18 protein-coding genes and 1 pseudogene are annotated in these 17,253 nt (G+C 67.3%); 5 read left to right on the top strand and 14 right to left on the bottom strand.

The annotated features are described in order from the left end of the window. Nucleotides 1-145: 145 nt before the first annotated feature. On the bottom strand, nt 146-508 hold the full coding sequence (locus tag HBE64_RS06305) for a hemophore-related protein (RefSeq protein WP_167099222.1): 363 nt from the start codon (nt 506-508) through the stop codon (nt 146-148). A gap of 201 nt (nt 509-709) precedes the next feature. Here HBE64_RS06305 and HBE64_RS06300 point away from each other — a divergent pair, with 201 nt between their 5' ends. The 4 genes and pseudogenes from HBE64_RS06300 to HBE64_RS24615 all read left to right on the top strand — a co-directional run bounded on the left by HBE64_RS06300 (nt 710) and on the right by HBE64_RS24615 (nt 3,579). Next, nucleotides 710-1,885: a cytochrome P450 gene (locus tag HBE64_RS06300; RefSeq protein WP_167099219.1), complete on the top strand. Its 1,176-nt coding sequence runs from the start codon at nt 710-712 to the stop codon at nt 1,883-1,885. 43 nt (nt 1,886-1,928) lie between these two features. Continuing rightward, on the top strand, nt 1,929-2,078 hold the full coding sequence (locus HBE64_RS06295; RefSeq protein WP_167099216.1) for a hypothetical protein: 150 nt from the start codon (nt 1,929-1,931) through the stop codon (nt 2,076-2,078). A gap of 153 nt (nt 2,079-2,231) precedes the next feature. After that, nucleotides 2,232-2,690, top strand: a pseudogene (locus HBE64_RS24620) (MFS transporter); the annotation flags it as partial. Between the two features lie 235 nt (nt 2,691-2,925). Then, entirely contained in the window at nt 2,926-3,579 is a 654-nt protein-coding gene (locus HBE64_RS24615; RefSeq protein ID WP_243841515.1) for an MFS transporter, read from the top strand. On the opposite strand, the gene HBE64_RS06285 is transcribed toward HBE64_RS24615, so the two are convergent. Genes HBE64_RS06285 through HBE64_RS06275 form a run of 3 tightly spaced genes read right to left on the bottom strand, consistent with a single transcriptional unit; the run spans nt 3,527 to nt 6,272 of the window. After that, nucleotides 3,527-4,201, bottom strand: a complete 675-nt coding sequence (locus tag HBE64_RS06285) for a pyridoxamine 5'-phosphate oxidase family protein (RefSeq protein WP_167099213.1) — start codon at nt 4,199-4,201, stop codon at nt 3,527-3,529. The two genes, HBE64_RS24615 and HBE64_RS06285, sit on opposite strands and share 53 nt — an antisense overlap. Before the next feature lie 4 nt (nt 4,202-4,205). Further along, the gene (locus tag HBE64_RS06280) at nt 4,206-5,375 is read right to left on the bottom strand and encodes an alpha-hydroxy-acid oxidizing protein (RefSeq protein WP_167099210.1); all 1,170 of its coding nucleotides are present in this window, start codon (nt 5,373-5,375) and stop codon (nt 4,206-4,208) included. A 15-nt stretch (nt 5,376-5,390) separates the two neighbouring features. Continuing rightward, nucleotides 5,391-6,272, bottom strand: a complete 882-nt coding sequence (locus HBE64_RS06275) for an LLM class flavin-dependent oxidoreductase (protein WP_167108792.1) — start codon at nt 6,270-6,272, stop codon at nt 5,391-5,393. Between the two features lie 78 nt (nt 6,273-6,350). Here HBE64_RS06275 and HBE64_RS06270 point away from each other — a divergent pair, with 78 nt between their 5' ends. After that, nucleotides 6,351-6,764 carry a VOC family protein gene (locus tag HBE64_RS06270; protein WP_167099207.1) on the top strand — a complete coding sequence of 138 codons (414 nt, stop codon included), beginning with the start codon at nt 6,351-6,353 and terminating at the stop codon, nt 6,762-6,764. Between the two features lie 7 nt (nt 6,765-6,771). Here the strand turns inward: HBE64_RS06270 and HBE64_RS06265 are convergent, their stop codons facing one another. The 10 genes from HBE64_RS06265 to HBE64_RS06220 all read right to left on the bottom strand — a co-directional run bounded on the left by HBE64_RS06265 (nt 6,772) and on the right by HBE64_RS06220 (nt 17,235). After that, nucleotides 6,772-7,893 carry a TDT family transporter gene (locus tag HBE64_RS06265; protein ID WP_167099205.1) on the bottom strand — a complete coding sequence of 374 codons (1,122 nt, stop codon included), beginning with the start codon at nt 7,891-7,893 and terminating at the stop codon, nt 6,772-6,774. A gap of 5 nt (nt 7,894-7,898) precedes the next feature. After that, entirely contained in the window at nt 7,899-8,381 is a 483-nt protein-coding gene (locus HBE64_RS06260) for an RrF2 family transcriptional regulator (protein ID WP_167099202.1), read from the bottom strand. Nucleotides 8,382-8,425: 44 nt separating this feature from the next. Further along, a complete protein-coding gene (locus HBE64_RS06255; protein WP_167099199.1) occupies nt 8,426-9,442 on the bottom strand; it encodes a hypothetical protein in 1,017 nt (338 codons plus the stop codon). A 163-nt stretch (nt 9,443-9,605) separates the two neighbouring features. Then, on the bottom strand, nt 9,606-10,775 hold the full coding sequence (locus tag HBE64_RS06250) for a hypothetical protein (RefSeq protein ID WP_167099196.1): 1,170 nt from the start codon (nt 10,773-10,775) through the stop codon (nt 9,606-9,608). A gap of 226 nt (nt 10,776-11,001) precedes the next feature. Continuing rightward, entirely contained in the window at nt 11,002-12,042 is a 1,041-nt protein-coding gene (locus HBE64_RS06245; protein ID WP_167099194.1) for a hypothetical protein, read from the bottom strand. Between the two features lie 394 nt (nt 12,043-12,436). Further along, nucleotides 12,437-13,036 carry a cysteine hydrolase family protein gene (locus tag HBE64_RS06240; protein WP_167099191.1) on the bottom strand — a complete coding sequence of 200 codons (600 nt, stop codon included), beginning with the start codon at nt 13,034-13,036 and terminating at the stop codon, nt 12,437-12,439. A 9-nt stretch (nt 13,037-13,045) separates the two neighbouring features. Next, nucleotides 13,046-13,774, bottom strand: a complete 729-nt coding sequence (locus HBE64_RS06235; RefSeq protein ID WP_167099188.1) for a 3'(2'),5'-bisphosphate nucleotidase CysQ — start codon at nt 13,772-13,774, stop codon at nt 13,046-13,048. After that, nucleotides 13,771-15,621 carry an adenylyl-sulfate kinase gene (gene cysC, locus HBE64_RS06230; RefSeq protein ID WP_167099185.1) on the bottom strand — a complete coding sequence of 617 codons (1,851 nt, stop codon included), beginning with the start codon at nt 15,619-15,621 and terminating at the stop codon, nt 13,771-13,773. Before cysC ends, HBE64_RS06235 begins: the two co-directional genes overlap by 4 nt. Then, on the bottom strand, nt 15,621-16,550 hold the full coding sequence (gene cysD, locus HBE64_RS06225) for a sulfate adenylyltransferase subunit CysD (RefSeq protein ID WP_167099182.1): 930 nt from the start codon (nt 16,548-16,550) through the stop codon (nt 15,621-15,623). The genes cysC and cysD overlap by 1 nt, the downstream gene beginning before the upstream one ends. Nucleotides 16,551-16,716: 166 nt before the next feature. Next, complete coding sequence (locus tag HBE64_RS06220) at nt 16,717-17,235, bottom strand: MarR family winged helix-turn-helix transcriptional regulator (RefSeq protein WP_167099179.1); 519 nt, start codon at nt 17,233-17,235, stop codon at nt 16,717-16,719. Nucleotides 17,236-17,253: the final 18 nt, after the last annotated feature.

Below are 17,253 nucleotides of genomic sequence, written 5' to 3'. Positions count from 1 at the left end.
TTAGAACACGTTCTTATCCCGGCCCCCCTTACCAGCCGGTAACCCTGTGAATCACGGTACCCCGTAACCAGACTTACGTGTTGCTGAAAACGCATGTCGGGGTGATTTCCGTAAGAAATCACCGACCCCGCCGCGGTGGCGCGCGTCAGTAGTTCATACAGGTGTTTGCGACTTTGGTGACCGCTGGACCGACGACCGCCGCGAGCATGGCCTCGGTCTGGGGATCCACCGTCGACTGCTGCTGGGCGATCTGCTGCTGGCGCTGATCCACCGGCAGCGCCAGGAATTGCTGCAGGTTGGCCTGCATATCCGGCCGGTAGGCGAGCTGCAGACTCAGCGACGGCGCCTGCGCCTTGAGCGCGGCGGTGACCTGTGCGTAGCTACATGGCGTAGTAGCAAGCGCGTCGGTAATCGGATCGGCTGCCGCCGTTGCGGCCAGCGCCAGTGGGACGGCGGTGATCAGGCCCGCGGCGACGACGGCACTTCGGAACCAGCGTGCAGGCGTCATCGGCACGTGACCTTCCCTATGAAAAACCTTGCGATGTGTTGGATGCGCGCCAGTTAAGCATCACAGCGAATTCTCAGGGCGGAAAATCACGCGACCGACAGATTTCTCCGCCACCAGCGAAACGAGACTGGCAGTTCCAAAAGTCTTGTCCGTGTTCTACCGTCGAGCACAGGTCCCTGACGTCGTCACCGAAGGACACACATGACCGCATCCGTACAGCTGCCATTCCGCCAGGACCATCCGCTGCGGTCGTCCGAGGAACTGAAGGCTCTGCAGGCCCGCGGTCCGATCCACAAGGTACTGACCGTGGTCGGCGACGAGGCCTGGCTCGTCACCGGGTACGCCGAAGTGCGCCGGTTGATGGACGACGACCGCCTTGGCCGCACCCATCGCGACCCCGCCAATGCGCCGCGCAGCCGGACATCGGCGCTCTTCGGCGGACCGATCGGCGACTTCGACACCGAACCCGCCGACCACGCCCGCATGCGGCAGCTGCTGCAGCCGCACTTCTCCCCCAAGCACATGCGGGAACTGCAACCCAAGCTCGAGCGGCAGTGCGCCGCCCTGCTCGACGACATGGAACGTCACGGTCCGCCCGCCGACCTGCTCACCAGCCTGGCCCAGCCGTTCCCCGTGCTGGTCATCTGCGATCTGCTCGGCGTGCCCTATTCCGACCGGGACCGCTTCCGACTCTGGGTTGAAGAAGCCGCCTTCTCCCCCGACGACGCGGTGTCGGAGAACGGCCTTGTCTCACTGTTGGGTTACGGCATGGAGCTGGTGGCGGCCAAGCGCAACGACCCGGGCGACGACGTCATCTCCCGGTTGTGCGACGAGCCGGACCTGTCCGACCTCGAGGTCGCCACGCTGGGGATGCAGCTGTTGTTCGCCGGGCACGAAACCACGGTGATGCAGATCTGGCTGCAGTCGCTGCTGCTGCTCAGCGATCGCGACCAGTGGCAGCTGCTGCTGGACTCCCCGGGGCTGATCCCCAAGGCCGTCGAGGAGCTGTTGCGAGCCGGGATGCCCGGCGGGATCGGGGTGCCCCGCTACGCGCGCGACGACATCGAAGTCGGCGCGGTGACCATCCGGGCCGGCGATCTGGTCCTGCTCGACCCCGGCTCGGCCAACCACGACCCCGCCGCCTTCCCGGACCCCTACCGGGCCGATCTGTTCCGGACCGGGGCCGCCCACGTCGGCTTCGGCTACGGCGCGCACTACTGCATCGGCGCGGCTCTGGCCCGAATGGAGCTGAAAATTGTTTTCTCCCAATTGATTCCGAGGTTTCCCCGCCTTGCACTGGCTGGTGACCTCTCGGTCATGGGCACCGGTTTCCACTCGCTGTCGCACGGCTTGGTGCCGCTTCTCGTCACCTGGTGATTCCCCGACCCACCGACCACGTCATCGGCTAGCGTGACAAACGATGGCCACCGACGACGACGACGCCCGCCGCAAGAGCTTCGAGGAGCGCGAAAGAGCGCGCCTGGAAGCCGAGCGCGGTGAGGACGTGGTGTTCCCCGAGGGCTTTCGCAAGATGTGGCGGACACTGCTCAGACCGTGGAATCGCCGCTGATCGCATACGATCTCCCCAGCCGCCGGGCTGAGGGTGCCCCTGGCCTGAGGAGAGCAAGCCGTGAGCCACCAACCCGCACCGGCTACCTCTGAGATCGATACGCTGACCCCTCGCCAGATCGCATTCCTCGTCGCGGCACTGGTTTTCGCGGTCATGTCGTTCTCGCTGAACGCCACCATGCTGGCCCCAGCGGTCCGCGACATCAACGAGACGCTGGGCCCCGGCGCGTTCGCGGCCATCTCGACACCGTTCTATCTGGCCGGGGCGATCGCCAACGTGGTATTAATCCGCTGGAGCGACTACATCGGCCGAAAGCGGGTGCTGATCGGCATTCTCGTCGTGGTGTGCATCGGCACCGTGCTGTGCCTGAGCACGTCGCTGCCCATCGTGATCGTCGGGCGATTCCTGCAGGGCACGGCGAACATCACCTACGGGTTGGCATTCCTGATTCTGCGGGCGCGAGTCAGCGGAACGACGTTCGGCCTGTGCTGCGGGGTGATGGCGTCGATCAACGGCGGCGTCGCCGGCGGTGACGCATTCCTCGGCGGAGTGATGACCGACGTGTGGGGCTACCGGTCCATCTTCGGTCTGATCCTGGTCGTCGGCGTCATTGCGCTCGCCCTGGTGTGGCGAGCCGTACCCACCGACCAGTCCGAGGACCGCAGGTCAGGCCGGATGGACTGGATCGGCGGGGCACTGATCGCGATGACAGTCGGCGGCGTCACACTGTTCCTGTCCCAACGGCGGACACGACGGCTGGAACTCCACCCCAGCCCTGGCATGGCTGGCGATCACCGCCGTCGCGTTCGTCGGACTGCTGATCTCCACGCGCCGCACCGACGACCCCGTGGTCGAGATCGCCTACATGCGCACGCGCGAAGCGTGGCCGTTGCTCGTGGTCACCGTGCTGGTGATGGGCTCGTTCATGGTGATCAACGGATTCGTCATACCCAGCTTGGCCGAGGATCCCGACTCCGGATTCGGCCTCAATGCGACGACGACGGCGCTGCTGTTCCTCACCCCGGGTGCGATCGTGCAAGTGCTCACCGCACCGCTGATCGGCCGGCTGGCGGTGCGCGTCGGGTTCGTCACGGTACTGCGGGCCGGGGTGGCAGCCTCGACCGTGCTGGTCGCGCTGATGGCGGTGTTCGCCGGCCACAAGTACGCGGTGGCGGCGCTGATGGTGATCTTCGGGTTCACCTGCTTCGCGGTGACACTGACGCCGCTGAGTTCACTGGGGGTGCTGCAGGCCTCCGAGGAGGAACCCGGTGCGCTTCCCGGTATTGCCAACGCCGCCTACGGAATTGGCTTCTCCCTGGGATTCGCCTGGGCCGGGCCCATGGTTGGCTCGGGCACGGACTCGACGTACCAGGCGGCGTTGTGGACCTGCGTCGGCATCGGCGTGATCGCCCTGGCGTTCAGTGCGGTGCTGCGGCCGACCGCGGCGTCTAGGGGATCTGCCGCCCAGGCCGGTTCGACAGCTCCCCCACCATCGCCTTGACCGAGGGCGGGATCGGGGTGTCGACGGCACAGTCCGGAGCCCGCCGTGGTTCACCGTAAACCGTTGTCAGCGGGACGATTCCGGCCCACGCCCCGGCGGCGACGTCCTCGTCGGGATCCTCGGGCCAGCCGTCGCCGATTTTCAGTGACCAGTTGTCCTGGCCGATCGCCATCCGCAACACCAGGGTCGCGGCGAGCTCCTTGCGGTTGCTGGGCCGCAACTCGGCCACCCGGCCGGGGATGAAGGTATCGGTGAGCGTCTCCAGGTAGGTCACCTTGTCCGCCTCGGGAACCACCTCGAACGTCCCGAACAGCACCGCGCTGCGGAACTGGAAGGACGATTCGAAACCACTGCGCGCCACCAGAACTCCGTCCAGTGCGGTCACCGACACCGCGGCTTGGGCGCCGTCGGCGAGCTGCCGCAACCAGGGCGAGCCGGTTGATCCGTGGATCACCAGTTCGTCGCCGATGCGGGCACATCCGATAGGAAGTATCACCGGGTGGCCCTCGCGGATCAGGGCGATGGTGGCCAGCGGGGTACTGTCGAGCAACTCGTCGAGGCGGGCACGGGAGGTGTTCTGCTTCTCCGCCAGACGGGTGACCTGTGTCGAGGGTTGCGCCATGCCCCTACTGTCGCACGGCGCGCAGCGCTTCGTGCGTCAGGTCGGCCAGCGTCGGGTAGCCGTCGATGGCCATGATCAGGTCGGCCTCGGCCAGCATGGACCGCAGCACATGCACGATCCCGTCGGTGCCCGCCAGCGCCGCGCCGTAGGCGTAGGGCCGGCCGATCCCGACGGCTTTGGCACCCAGCGCCAGCGCCTTGATGACATCGGCACCCGACCGCACGCCGGAGTCGAACAGCACGGGGACCTCACCGGCAGCGGCCACCACGTCGGGCAGGCAGTCGATGGCCGGCACCCCGCCGTTGGCCTGGCGGCCGCCGTGGTTGGAGCAGTAGATGCCGTCGACCCCGGCGTCGATGGCGCGCCGGGCGTCATCGGGATGGCAGATGCCCTTGAGGATCAGCGGCAGCTTCGTCAGCGACCGCAACCACGGTAAGTCGTTCCAGGTCAACGAGTTTCCGAACACGCTGACCCAGTGCATCACGGCGTTGCGCGGGTCGGCGTCGAGGTCGGCGTCGACCTTGGCGCGAAAGTGCGGGTCGCTGATGTAGTTGGCCAGGCACTTGCCGCGCAGTTGCGGGAAGTTGGCGGTCGCCAGGTCGCGTGGGCGCCAGCCGGGAATCCAGGTGTCCAGGGTGACCACGATGCCGGCGTAGCCGGCGGCCTCGGCGCGGTGCACGAAGCTTTCGGCGAGCTCCCGGTCGGTCGGGGTGTACAGCTGGAAAAGCCCTGGGGTGGCGCCGAATTCGGCGGCGACGTCCTCCAGCGGATCCATGGTGAGCGTGGAGACGCACAGCGGAACACCGGTGCGGGCGGCGGCCCGCGCCGCGGCGAGGTCACCGTGCTGGTCCTGGGTGCACAGCCCGATCACCCCGATGGGGGCCATGAACAGCGGGGTGGGCCAGCGTCGCCCCCATAGTTCCACCGACATGTCGCGTTCGGTGGCGCCGACCAGCATTCGCGGGATCAGGCCCCACTGGTTGAACGCGGTGGCATTGATGTTCTGGGTCCGTTCATCACCGGCCCCGCCGGCGACATAGGACCACACTGACGGCGAAAGTGCTTGCTGCGCGCGAGATTCGAGCTCGCCGAATGTCATCGGCAGGCTGGGAAGCACCCCGGTGAGGCCCTGGAAGTAGATCTCGATCTGATAGTTGCCGTAGGGCTGGGTCATCGCGGGTGCCTCGTTTCAGCCGACGTCGGAGACCAGGTCGGCCACCCGACGCAGTTGGTCGATGTCGGAGCTGGTGGGGATCAGGTGCACCTCGGTGGTGCCGATCGAGGCGAACCCCTTCAGTGTCGCGACGAGTTCCTCGTCGGTGCCGGCCCAGCCGGTGGTGGGGGCCATCGCGTCGACGTACTCGGCCGGGATCCAGTTCATGTAGTGCCGAAGGTGCTTGTGCACCTGGGTGCGCGGGGCGTCGCCGTCACCGAGCGCGAACCAGAACGAGGTCGCCAGATGGGGTTCGGGCTTGCCGGCCTGCGCCCACGCGGTGCGAGCCACGTCGAACAGCTGGTCCTGCTTGTCGAGGTCGAGGTCGAGGGTGATTCCGGCCAGTCCGTCGGCCCACGGCACGGCGCTGCGGATCGTCTTGGGTCCGATGGTGCCGACGAGCAGCCGCGGGCCGCCGTGTTGTGCGGGCCGCGGGCCGACCGGCAGCACCGACTCGGTGATCTTCTCCCCCGACCAGATCCGCTGCATCACCGCCACCCGCTCGGCCATCTCACGCATGGTCTGGGTCTTGGGGTCCGCCCCCACCGCGCGGTAGTCCTCCTCGCGGCCGCCGACGCCGATGCCCACGGTCAGCCGTCCACCGCACAGCATGTCGCCGGTGGCCAGCTGCTTGGCCAGCATCACCGGGTCGTGTAGTTGCGGCACCACCACCGTGGTGACCAACGGCACCCGGTCGGTCCACGCGGACAGTGCACCCAGCAGTGTCAGTGAGTCAGGGTTGCCGAACGCGATGCGCTCGCCCCAGCACAGCGAGGAGAACGGCCCCTCGTCGACGGCCTTGGCCCAGCGCTTCAAGATGTCTGCGTCGAGGTCCGGCTCCATCACCGGCAGCGTCATGCCAATCTGCACGTTCGCGATTCTGGCACGCCCGGCGACGGCCGCCACGCCGATCCCGGCTAGTGGCACGATGTCGGCATGGCCATCAGCACCACCGCTATTGCTCATGTGCGCCTCACGGTCACCGACATCGACCGGTCGCGACGCTTCTACGACAGCGTCTTCGGGTGGCCGGTGTACGCCGAGCTGCTGCCCGACGCAGACGCCGCCACCCGGGAACGGCTGTGGTTTCTGTTCGGCGGCATCATCTACGACATGGGCGAGGCACTGCTGGGGTTGCGCCCGGTCGGGACCGGCACCTTCGACACCGACCACGTGGGCCTGGACCACATTGCCTTCGGGGTGTCCAGCAAGGCTGACTTGGACCACGCGGCAGCGCATCTCGACGAGCTGGGGATTGCCCATGAACCGGTCAAGGACATCGGCCCTTCCTACATTCTGGAGTTTCGTGACCCCGACAACATCGCACTGGAGCTGACCGCCCGAAAGTGATCGGGGGTCAGGCGACGGGGTCCTTGCTGGCCCGCACCGGGCCGGGGTTCGGCGGCGGGCTCAGCAGGTTGCCGCGCACGCTGCCGCGGGTGGTGCGCACCGCCACCAGCAGCCACGTACACAGCAGCCCCGCATACGCCAGCGCCGCGGCGATCTTGAACGCCGGCAGCGAGGTGTGCACGGCGAGCTGGGTGGTGCCGGTGACGAAGGTGCCCACCGGGAACGTCAGGCTCCACCAGGTCAGCGCGAACGGCATTCCGCGCATCAGCGTGCGCACCGTCAGCGCGGCGGCCAGGGCGATCCACAGCACGGCGAATCCCCACACCGGCACCCCGAACAGGATCGCGAACGCGTTGAAGTTGCCGGCCAGTTCGGGGCCGACGGCCAAGCTTGCGTTGATGCCCAAAAGTCCTGCCGCCGTGATGGATTGGCCCAGCGGGCCGAGCACGATCCACAACGTGGGGACCCGTGTGGTGCCCGAGGTTCCGTAGAGCGCGAGCCTGCTCCAGATCATCGAGATGATGATGAACGCCGCCACCAGTGACAGCCCGAACAGCGCATAGCAGCCGTAGAACATGGTGGTGCGCCCGGTGCCCGGCGCCATGTGCGGTATCAGCAGCGCACCGGCGGCCGCCGAGACCATGGGCGGCACGATCGGCATCAGCCAGCCGCCGAACGCGGCGTCGGGTTCGACGTTGTGCTGGGTGAACATCAGGAACGGGATACTCACCGCGGTGAACAGACCGCCGATGGTGCCGGCGGTCCACAACACCCAGGCCAGGTCGACGGCCAGCCGTTGTCCGATCACGGCGTGGCCGGACAGCAGCGCACCGGAGCCCACTGTCATCAGCGCCATCGGCGCCGCGCCGTAGAAGTGGGCCATCTGCGGATTGCGGGCGTGGGTGCGCGCCGTGGTCGGATGCCGCAACCAGTGCCCACCCACCACCGCGAGCAGCACGGCCAGCAGCACGGCCGCGATCACCCACACCACCTCGGTGAAGACCTGCAGTCCGCGGACGTGGATAGGAAGCGTGGCCCCGGCGGTCGCCACGATGCCGGTGCCCATCACCGACGCGAACCAGTTCGGCCCGATATTGCCCAGCTTCTCGACACGGGTTTGGGTGGCCATCAGAGCTACGACACCCCGCTGTTGTGTCCGCGCCGGTTCTCCTGCTTGAGGTAGTCGCGGGCCATGGTGGCGACGTGCTCGGGAAGCGTTCCGGCGGCCACGTCGGCCAGACTGGTCTCTTCGAGCACCGAGCGCATGCTGGCCCGCAATGCGCGCCACACGTCGGTCAGCGCTTTCGTCGGCCCGGTGTAGGGCAGGTCGCCGAGACCGATGTCGCGCACGCTGGCCAGTGGGCCGTCGATACATCTCAGGACGTCGGCCACGCTGATCTCGTCGGCCGGGCGGGCCAGTTCGTAGCCGCCGTCGCGGCCGCGGTGGCTGCGGACCAGCCGATCGGTGCGCAGGGCAGACAGAATGTCGACGAGGAACTGGGCGGGAATCCCCTGGGCCCTGGCCAGGTCCTCGGTCTTGACCAGAACTCCGGTCTCGACCGAGGCCAGCTGTGTCATAGCGCGAACGGCGTACTCCGCTTTAGCCGACATGCGCATGCCGCGAATTCTGCCACCGCGGTGGTGACAATCGGCTCAGGTGCTCAGTTGGCGGCTGACGTGGCCGATTCGGCCGTGGCGTGCGGGCTCAGGGCCTTGCCGACGGCAGTCCCGAAACGATCGGCAGAGGCTCGGGCGGATTGGGCCGCCGCGGTGAGCTTGGTCCGCAGCGCCGCGGGCTTCACACCGGTGTGCGGCGGCGCCTTGTTGCCGTCGCTCAGATCGGTGGCACCGTTGGTCGCGCTCGTTGCGGCGGCAGCTTTGATGTCGGCGGCCGTGTGGCGGCGCAACCCAGTGGCGGTGGCCGGGCGGGACACCGGATCCGACGTGGCGGCACTGTCCTGCGACTGGGGCGTCGACATTGGGACGAGCCCGTTGCGCACAACGGTGTTGACTGCGTCGGCGACGATCAGCGGCGCCACGACCGGTGCCGATACCGCGGTGATGGCGGTGATCACCGCGGTCCGCAGATCCCCGTAGCCCAGAGCGGTGATCGTGTCGACGATGAGCTTGGGTTCCGCGGACACCAACGCGCTGGTGGCGACTGCGGCGACGACGACCTGCCCGCCGACGTAGCCGACATCGTCGGCCAGCGAGGTGAGCGCCTGTCGCAGTACCGGATCGATCTCGCCGGCGGACTCGGGGACCGCGGGAAGACCGGCCGGGGCCGGTCCGCTGAGCGCGCGGGCCGGCGCCACCTCGACGGGCGGGTACGGCAGCCAGGCAGCCGTCGGTGTCGGGGGCACTGCACCGGCGGAGATCGTGGTGCGCGCGTCGAAGACCTCCTCGACCGCCCGGCCACCGAGCAGGGTCGCGTGGGTGACCAGTTCGGCGAGCATCCGCTTCAGCGCACTGGCGGGGCCGGTATCGGTGGGGTCGAGGGCGATCGCGTTGATGTAGGCCTGATCCAGCGTGGTTGCCGAGGAGCTGGTGCCTGCGGAGAGTTCGACGGCGGGAACCCGGACGTCGGATTGCGGGACGGAGACGGGGTTGGCGACGACGACGGCGGCGCCGACGAGAGCCACCGCGGTGGTGACGATCGCACCGATACCCCGCCGCACTGAATCCACCACCTTGTTCCGAGACGAAGCCTTAACAATACCTGAGAGGAAACTGAGAAAGCCACTCGCCACCCGCCCTTTACTGTGGAAAGTGCTCCTTCGCGGCCTAACAGCAAGGTGCCCCTCCTTCCGGGGAAGGAGGGGCACCGTTCGGCCGGGCGAACTACGCGGCCGATTTTCCTACCGGGGCATGGTGGGCGGCACGCTTGCTGACGCCGGTGCTCTTGGCGCCGCCCTGCGCCGAGCCGGTATCCGACGAGGTCGAACCGGCGGGGCTGGAGTCGCGAGGCGTCGCGCTGTCGCCCGGCTTGGCCACATCGGTGACCGCGTTGGTGTGAGCCGGTTCGGCGGCGGCCGAAGCGCGCAGCGCCGATGCCGTCGGTGCCGTCGGCGTGGCCGCTGCCGCCGGCTGGAACGGTCCGGCCGCAGGGTTATAGGTCGGGTTGTAGAAGCTGTCGGCCAGCTGACGGGTGCCCTGGGTGACGACGGCCCGCAGGCTCGGGATCACCGGATTGCTGGGATCGGTCGTGACGACACCGGGTCCGATCGTGAGCTTCTCCAGGTAGCCCAGAGTGCCGTTGCGACCCAGGAATCCGTTGACCGCGGTGTCCCAGGCAGCCCCGAACTGACCGCTGGTCAGCTGCCCGAACGCCGTGGTCACCGTGGCGATCGCCTGGTTGACGAGGTAGGACGCCCCGCCGACCGTCACCCCGACCAGATTGCTCACCAACGTCGGGATGGCGCTGGCGACGATGCCGGCGTTCTCGATGAGATTGCTGACGATGTAGTTGGCCGAGTTCAGGGCGGAGTTGATGCCCTTCTGCAACGGCAGGACGATCTGGCTCTGGATCACTGCCAGCGCCGCGTTCGGATCGCCCGCGATCAACAGCTGGGCTGCGTCCACCAGCGCGAACGGGGTGTTCCACACCGCCTGCAGGCTCTTGTTGGCGAGGTCACCGACGCCGCGGATACCGGCCCATGCGTATCCCGACAGGTTTGTCACGACGGTCTGCGCCAGGGGCAGCGGCCAGAAAGCGAAATCGGGCAGGATGCCCTGATAGCCGGCGTAGGCGTAGTCGCCGAGGGAGGGCAATGTGTTCCACGGCGCGTCCCATGCCCCGTTATAGAAGACGTTGGTGTTGACGTCCTCGACGACCTCGGCGACGGCGTTGAACGGGTTGGTCAGCGCGGCGAGTGCGACCGAGGTGGCCTGCGCTGCGCCGTGATCCACCGAGGACAGCAGGCTGGGCTGGGTGATCGGTGTGATGGCGATCGCGGTGGCTGCGACCATTGTGACGCCGGCGGTCAGTTGCGAACGCAATGAGATGTCCATGGACAATCTTCCCCCTCGTTTTGACGATCCCGTCAGTGCCTGAACCTACCTGAGACGAGCCTGAGAAGAGGCTCGGTATTGACGTCTTGGAGTCAAATTCTTTACCGCAAATGGCACCGGATTTGCGGGACCAAGGGCCCGTACCCCAGGCAGACCCCAGAAAGAGAGGTGCCCCTCCTTCCGAAGAAGGAGGGGCACCTGTCAGCCCAGAGATTTACTCAGAGGACTAGCCGGCCGCGGCCTTGTGGGCAGCGCGCGCCGAGCCACCGGTGCTCTTGCCACCACCCGAGCCCGAGCCTTCGTTCGACCCGGCGGACGAACCACCGTTGTGGTCACCGGCGGTGGCGCTGCCACCACTGGTGCTGTCGTTGGACTTGGTGTTCACGACAGCCGGTGTCGAGGTCTCAGCAGCCGCGGCACGCAGCGAGGAGGCCGACGGAGCAGCAGAGCTGACCGCGGTCGCCGGCGGCGGTGCCGGGTTGGGCGTGGCGAGACCTGTCTTCACGGCCTGCACCACGCTCGAGACCACCGTGCGGACGCTCGGCACGAATGCCGAGATCGGAGCCGGTGCCAAAACGCCGGGCCCAATGGTCAGAGCGTTGAGAACACCCGGGATACCCGTGGGACCGAGCAGTCCGTCGACCACCGCGTTCCAGACGCCCTCGACTGGGTTCGGCGCGCTCAGCGCGGCGACGGCGTCGTTGACGATCTTCACCACGCTACCCGCCACGACCAGGCCCTGGTTGATGATGACCTGCGGCAGTGCGCTCAGGATCGGCACCAGGTTGTTGACCACCGCGGTCGCCCGGGTGATGACACCCTGCAACACGTAGTTGCCGGCCGCCAGGGCGTTCTGGCCCGCGAACTGAACCGCGGTCACCAACGTGTTGATCGCGCCCTGGATGTTGAGCGAGGCCAACTGACCTGCCGCGTTCCACACACCTTCACTCAGCGCGACGGCGCTGGTACCGAGGCCCTTGACCGACTGGTAGAGGTAGTCGGATCCGTTGAAGCCCAGCTGCCGGACGACCGGAAGCGCGTCGGTGATGATCTGCGGAATCAGACCGGAGGCCGACAGCGAGCCGCTCCACGGCGCGGGCAGCGCTACGGGTCCCGTATTCCCGAAGACGAACTGGTTGGTCAGGCCCACGCTCAAGAGCAGCTCGGTGATCGGGCTGTCAAAGCCGGCCAGCTGAACCGCGGCCGAAGCGGCCGGAGACTGGATGGCCGGCAGCGCGAGATCGTGCTGCGCAACGACGGGGGTCATCGCGATGGCGCTCGCCCCTACGACCGCGGCAGTACCCGCGATCAAGTGTGATCGAAGTGAGATTTGCATGATTTCCTCCCGTAGGTGACTGCACTGTCAATTGACAAGCTACCTGAGAAAAACCTAAGTGGAAGCCAATATTGACGTTTTTTAGGGAAATTCTTTTTGTTTCGCCAGAGCCCCAATTGTTGGTTAACTCCTTGTAAAGCGAAACAGCACATTTCACCAGGCCATCGCGCCCGTGATGCGCATCACAGCTAACAATAATGCCGGTGTCCCCAAAATTAAGGACCAAGGTCCCGGCGTCGCACGATCCGACTGGAGGTCGGTTTTCTCAGGTTTCTCGGCCGATCCGGCCGCTTCTCACAGCTGATTCACACACGCCTGAGGGCGTTCAGTCAGGGATGGCGGCGGCGTCCGGAACGACGACGGCGAACAGGTCGGCCAGCGCCGCCAAGCTCGCCGTCTGCAGCGCCTGGGCCGTCACCGGCGCACCAGTGGGGCCCGGCAGGGCGCGGGTCGCGGTGGCCGACGCGACCACGGTCGGGGCGTAGCCGAGGTTGAAGGCTCCCCTGGCGGTTGAGTTCACGCACATATGCGTCATGAAGCCGGCGATCACCACGTTCTCGGCGCCGATGGCCTTGAGCCGGTCGTCGAGGTCGGTCTCGACGAAGGAGTTGGGGTAGTTCTTCACCACCACCGGCTCGCCGTCACGCGGGGCGACCCGGTCAACGATGGCACCGCTGTGTCCGGTGATGTCGTACAGCGAGCCGGGTCCGTCGTCGTGCTGGATGTGGATGACCGGGATCCCCGCCGCCCGCGCCCGCGCCAACAGCGCCGCCGTCTCGTCGAGTGCGGCCTGCACCCCCTCGAGTTCCATCACACCTTCTGTGTAGGTGTTCTGGCAGTCGATGAGAACCAGCGTCGAGTCGGCGAGGCTCACCGGCTCCACGGGCAGGCCGGACATCGCGCGCAAGGTGGTGGGTTCAGTCATGCCGCCACGCTACTTCGTGACGGCCAGTACCGCCTCGGCGAACTCCGGCCGGCACACCACCAGGTCAGGCAACAGCGGATCCGGCCGGTTGTACAGCAGCGGTGAGCCGTCGATACGCGAAGTGTGCAACCCCGCCGCCCGGGCCACCGCGACCGGGGCCGCCGAGTCCCACTCGTACTGTCCGCCGGCGTGCACGTAGACATCGGCGCGGCCCTGCACCACGGCGGCGACCTTCGCTCCGGCCGAACCCATCTCGACCAGCGTGCCGCCGAGAGCGTCGCGCACCTGCAGCGCAACGGCGGGCGGGCGGGTCCGCGAGACCACCACCCGCGGCGACTGCGGTCCGGCGGGCGGGGCCGCGACCGTGGGGGTGGACAGGGTGACGCCCTGCGCGGGAAGCGCCACCGCACCGGCGATCAACTCACCGGCTTGCCACAGCGCGACATGGACCGCCCAGTCGTCCCGGTCGAGTTCGGAGAACTCCCGGGTGCCGTCCAGCGGGTCGACGATCCACACCCGCTCACTGCGCAGCCGCACCGGATCGTCGGCGCCTTCCTCGGACAGCACCGCGTCGGCGGGCCGCGCCTTGGCCAGCGCCTCCATCAGATAGTCGTGAGAGCGCTTGTCCCCCGCGGCTTTTCGTTCAGCACCGCTGGCCTCGGCCAACTCCGCCCGGACCGCGAGCAGCAGCTCACCGGCTTCGGTGGCCAGCTGCGCAGCCAGCTGATGATCGCTCACCGCCGAGCCTCGAGCGCCTCGATCACCTGATCGGCCAGCTCCTCGGGCCCGTAATCCGGGGTCAGCCGCAGGTCCGGGTTCTTCGGCCGCTGATACGGGCTGTCGATACCGGTGAAGTGAGTGATCTCCCCCGCACGAGCCTTGGCGTACAAGCCTTTCGGGTCGCGCTTCTCGCAGTCCTCCAGCGGGGTGTCGACGAAGATCTCCAGGAACTCCACCCCCTGGTCCGCGTGCACCTTGCGGGCCAGTTCGCGATGTTCCTCGAGCGGGCTGATCACCGGTACCAGCACCGTCAGGCCGGCATCGGCCATCAGCGTGGCGATGTGGGCGAGCCGGCGCAGGTTCTCGGCGCGGTCGGCCATCGAGAACCCGAGGTCGGCGTTGAGGCCGTGGCGCAGGTTGTCACCGTCGAGAATGTATGCGGGCCAACCATGTTCGAGCAGTTTCTGCTCCACCAGGACCGCCACCGATGACTTGCCCGAGCCGGACAGGCCGGTGAACCACAGGGTGCGGCCCTTGGTAAGCCGGTCGCCGGCGCTCACCAGCGACTGGTGGCGCACCGTGTTCGGCGACGCGGTGCGGGTCGCGACGGGTGCGGTGTCGCGGACCATGCCCGCGGCCACCGTCACGTTGTTGTCCGGGTCGATCAGGATGAACGAGCCGGTGGCCGAGTTGCGCGAGTACTCGTCGAGCAGCAGCGGCACCTGGGTACGCAAGGTGACACGGCCGAGTTCGTTGAGCTTCAACGCCGTTGCACTCTTGTCGCGGTGCAGGGTGTTGACATCAAGGCGGTAGTCCAGCGCAACCACCCGCGCCCGGGTGGTGCGGGTGGTCTGCTTGATGATGTAGTCGCGGCCCGGCTCGAGTGCGGCGTCATCAGCCATCCAGCACACCGTCGCGTCGAACTCACTGGTGACGACCGGCTGGTTCTGCGGACGTGCCAGCAGGTCACCGCGGGAGATGTCGATGTCGTCGGCCAGGCTGATCGAGACCGCCATCGGGGGGAACGCCTCGTCCACCGGACCGGTCGGACCGTCAATCGCGGTGATGGTGCTGGTTTTTCCGCTGGGCAGCACCACGATCTCGTCGCCAGGGCGGAGCACACCGCCGGCTACCGTGCCGGCATAGCTGCGATGGTCGGCGTGCTCGACGGTCTGCGGACGGATCACGTACTGCACCGGGAATCGCACGTCGACCAGGTTGCGATCGCCTGCGACGTAGACGTCCTCGAGGTGGCTCAGCAGTGGCGGGCCGTCGTACCACGGCGCCTTGTCCGACTTGGTCACCACGTTGTCGCCGTTGAGCGCCGACATCGGGATGGTGGTCACGTCCTGGATGTCCAAGCGGGCGGCGAAGGCGTGGAACTCGTCGCGGATCCACTCGAATCGTTCGCGGTCCCAGTCGATCAGGTCCATCTTGTTGACGGCGAGCACCACGTGCTGCACACCGAGCAGCGAGGCCAGGAACGCGTGCCTGCGGGACTGCTCGAGCAGGCCGTGGCGGGCGTCGACGAGCACGATCACCAGCTGGGCGGTCGAGGTTCCGGTCACCATGTTGCGGGTGTACTGGATGTGGCCCGGGGTGTCGGCGATGATGAATTTCCGCTTGGGCGTGGCGAAGTAGCGGTAAGCCACGTCGATGGTGATGCCCTGTTCGCGCTCGGAGCGCAGGCCGTCAGTCACCAAGGCGAGATCGGTGTAGTCGTTACCGCGCTCCCGCGAGGTCCGCTCGACGGCCGCGAGCTGGTCCTCCATCACAGCCTTCGAGTCGTACAGCAGACGGCCAATCAGGGTGGACTTGCCGTCGTCGACAGATCCGGCAGTGGCGATTCTCAGTAGCGTTGCCATCAGAAGTAGCCCTCCCGCTTGCGGTCTTCCATACCGGCTTCGGAAATTCGGTCGTCGGCGCGGGTGGCGCCACGTTCGGTCAGCCGCGACACCGCGGTCTCGGCGATCACGTCCTCGACGGTCGAGGCCGTCGACTCCACGCAACCGGTGCACGTCACGTCGCCCACGGTGCGGAACCGCACCGAGGTTTCGAAGACCTCTTCGCCGGCGGCCGGCTGCATGAATTCGTGGACGGCCAAAAGCATTCCGTCGCGCTGGAACACCGGTCGGGTGTGCGCGTAGTAGATCGCCGGCAGCGGGATGTCCTCGGCGCCGATGTAGGCCCAGATGTCGTACTCGGTCCAGTTCGACAGCGGGAACACCCGGATGTGCTCACCCTTGCGGTGCCGGCCGTTGTAGAGGTTCCACAGTTCGGGCCGCTGCGCCTTCGGGTCCCACTGACCCCACTCGTCGCGGAAGCTGAACACCCGCTCCTTGGCGCGGGCCTTCTCCTCGTCGCGCCGCGCCCCGCCGAAGGCGGCGTCGAACTTGTTCTCGCGGATGGCACGCAGCAGCGTGACGGTCTGCAGCGGGTTGCGTGACGGGCCGTTGTCCACGACCCGGCCGGCCTCGATGTCCTCTTCCACGCTGGCCACCACCAGTCGCACGCCGTAGTGCTCGACCAGCTGGTCGCGGGTGGAGATCACCTCGTCGAAGTTGTGGCCGGTGTCGACGTGCATCACCGGGAACGGCAGCCGGCCCGGCGCGAACGCCTTGCTGGCCAGGTGCAGCATGACGATCGAGTCCTTGCCGCCGGAGAACAGCAGCACCGGCCGTTCGAACTCGGCTGCGACCTCGCGGATGATGTGGATCGCCTCAGCTTCCAGCGACCTCAGATGGCTCAGCTCGTACTGCCCCGGCTTGGGGCGTTCGACCACCGGACTTGCCATTAGTTTCCTCGTAAAGTTGGTAGGTTTGACCAGAATTACAAAGCTAGTCGGGAATCTAGTGAGCGGAAAGTCTGAAGTCAAGGGTTCTGCGCGACTCAGCTACGCCGAGTCTGCGCACAGATCGCCCTAATCAGCTGCGAGCGCGATCTGGGCGCAGAATCGATGCCTAGCCCGCGGCGACGTGGTCGGCGCAGTCCACTCGCAGATCCGAAACAGCCATCGGGGTGTCGTAGAACAGACAGCGATAGTCGCGCGGTCCCTCCCCCACCCCGAGATGCGCGCACGTACTGCACGCCCGGCTCACCGGCAGCAGGCCCGCCTCGTGCAACTGCCCCAGCACCGTGATCAGGCTGTCCAGCAGCTGCTCGCTGTCGACCCGGTCCAGCTTCGAGGTGGCGATCTCGGCTGGTGCGGTCCAGCGATGCACCGAGGCGGCCACCTTGCGACCGGCGGCGGTCAGGATCAGCTCGTGGCTGCGCCGGTCGGACGGATCGCGCTGACGGGTGATCAAACCCTTACGGGCCAGCGTCCCGATGGCGTCACTGACCGTGGGATCGGACACGTTGAGCTCGCGGGCCAGCGTGGTGCTGCGGGCAGCCGGCGGCGGCCCGACGTACAACCAGGTGAGCACCCGCAACTGGGTGCTCGAGAGGTCGTTGGCTTCGGCCGCGCGCCGGGCCAGCACATGCAGCGCATCGCCGAT

The organism is Mycobacterium sp. DL592 (genome assembly GCF_011694515.1).
Classification (GTDB): domain Bacteria; phylum Actinomycetota; class Actinomycetes; order Mycobacteriales; family Mycobacteriaceae; genus Mycobacterium.
Note: the sequence above shows the minus strand (reverse complement) of the source record. Positions and strands in the feature narration are given on the sequence as shown.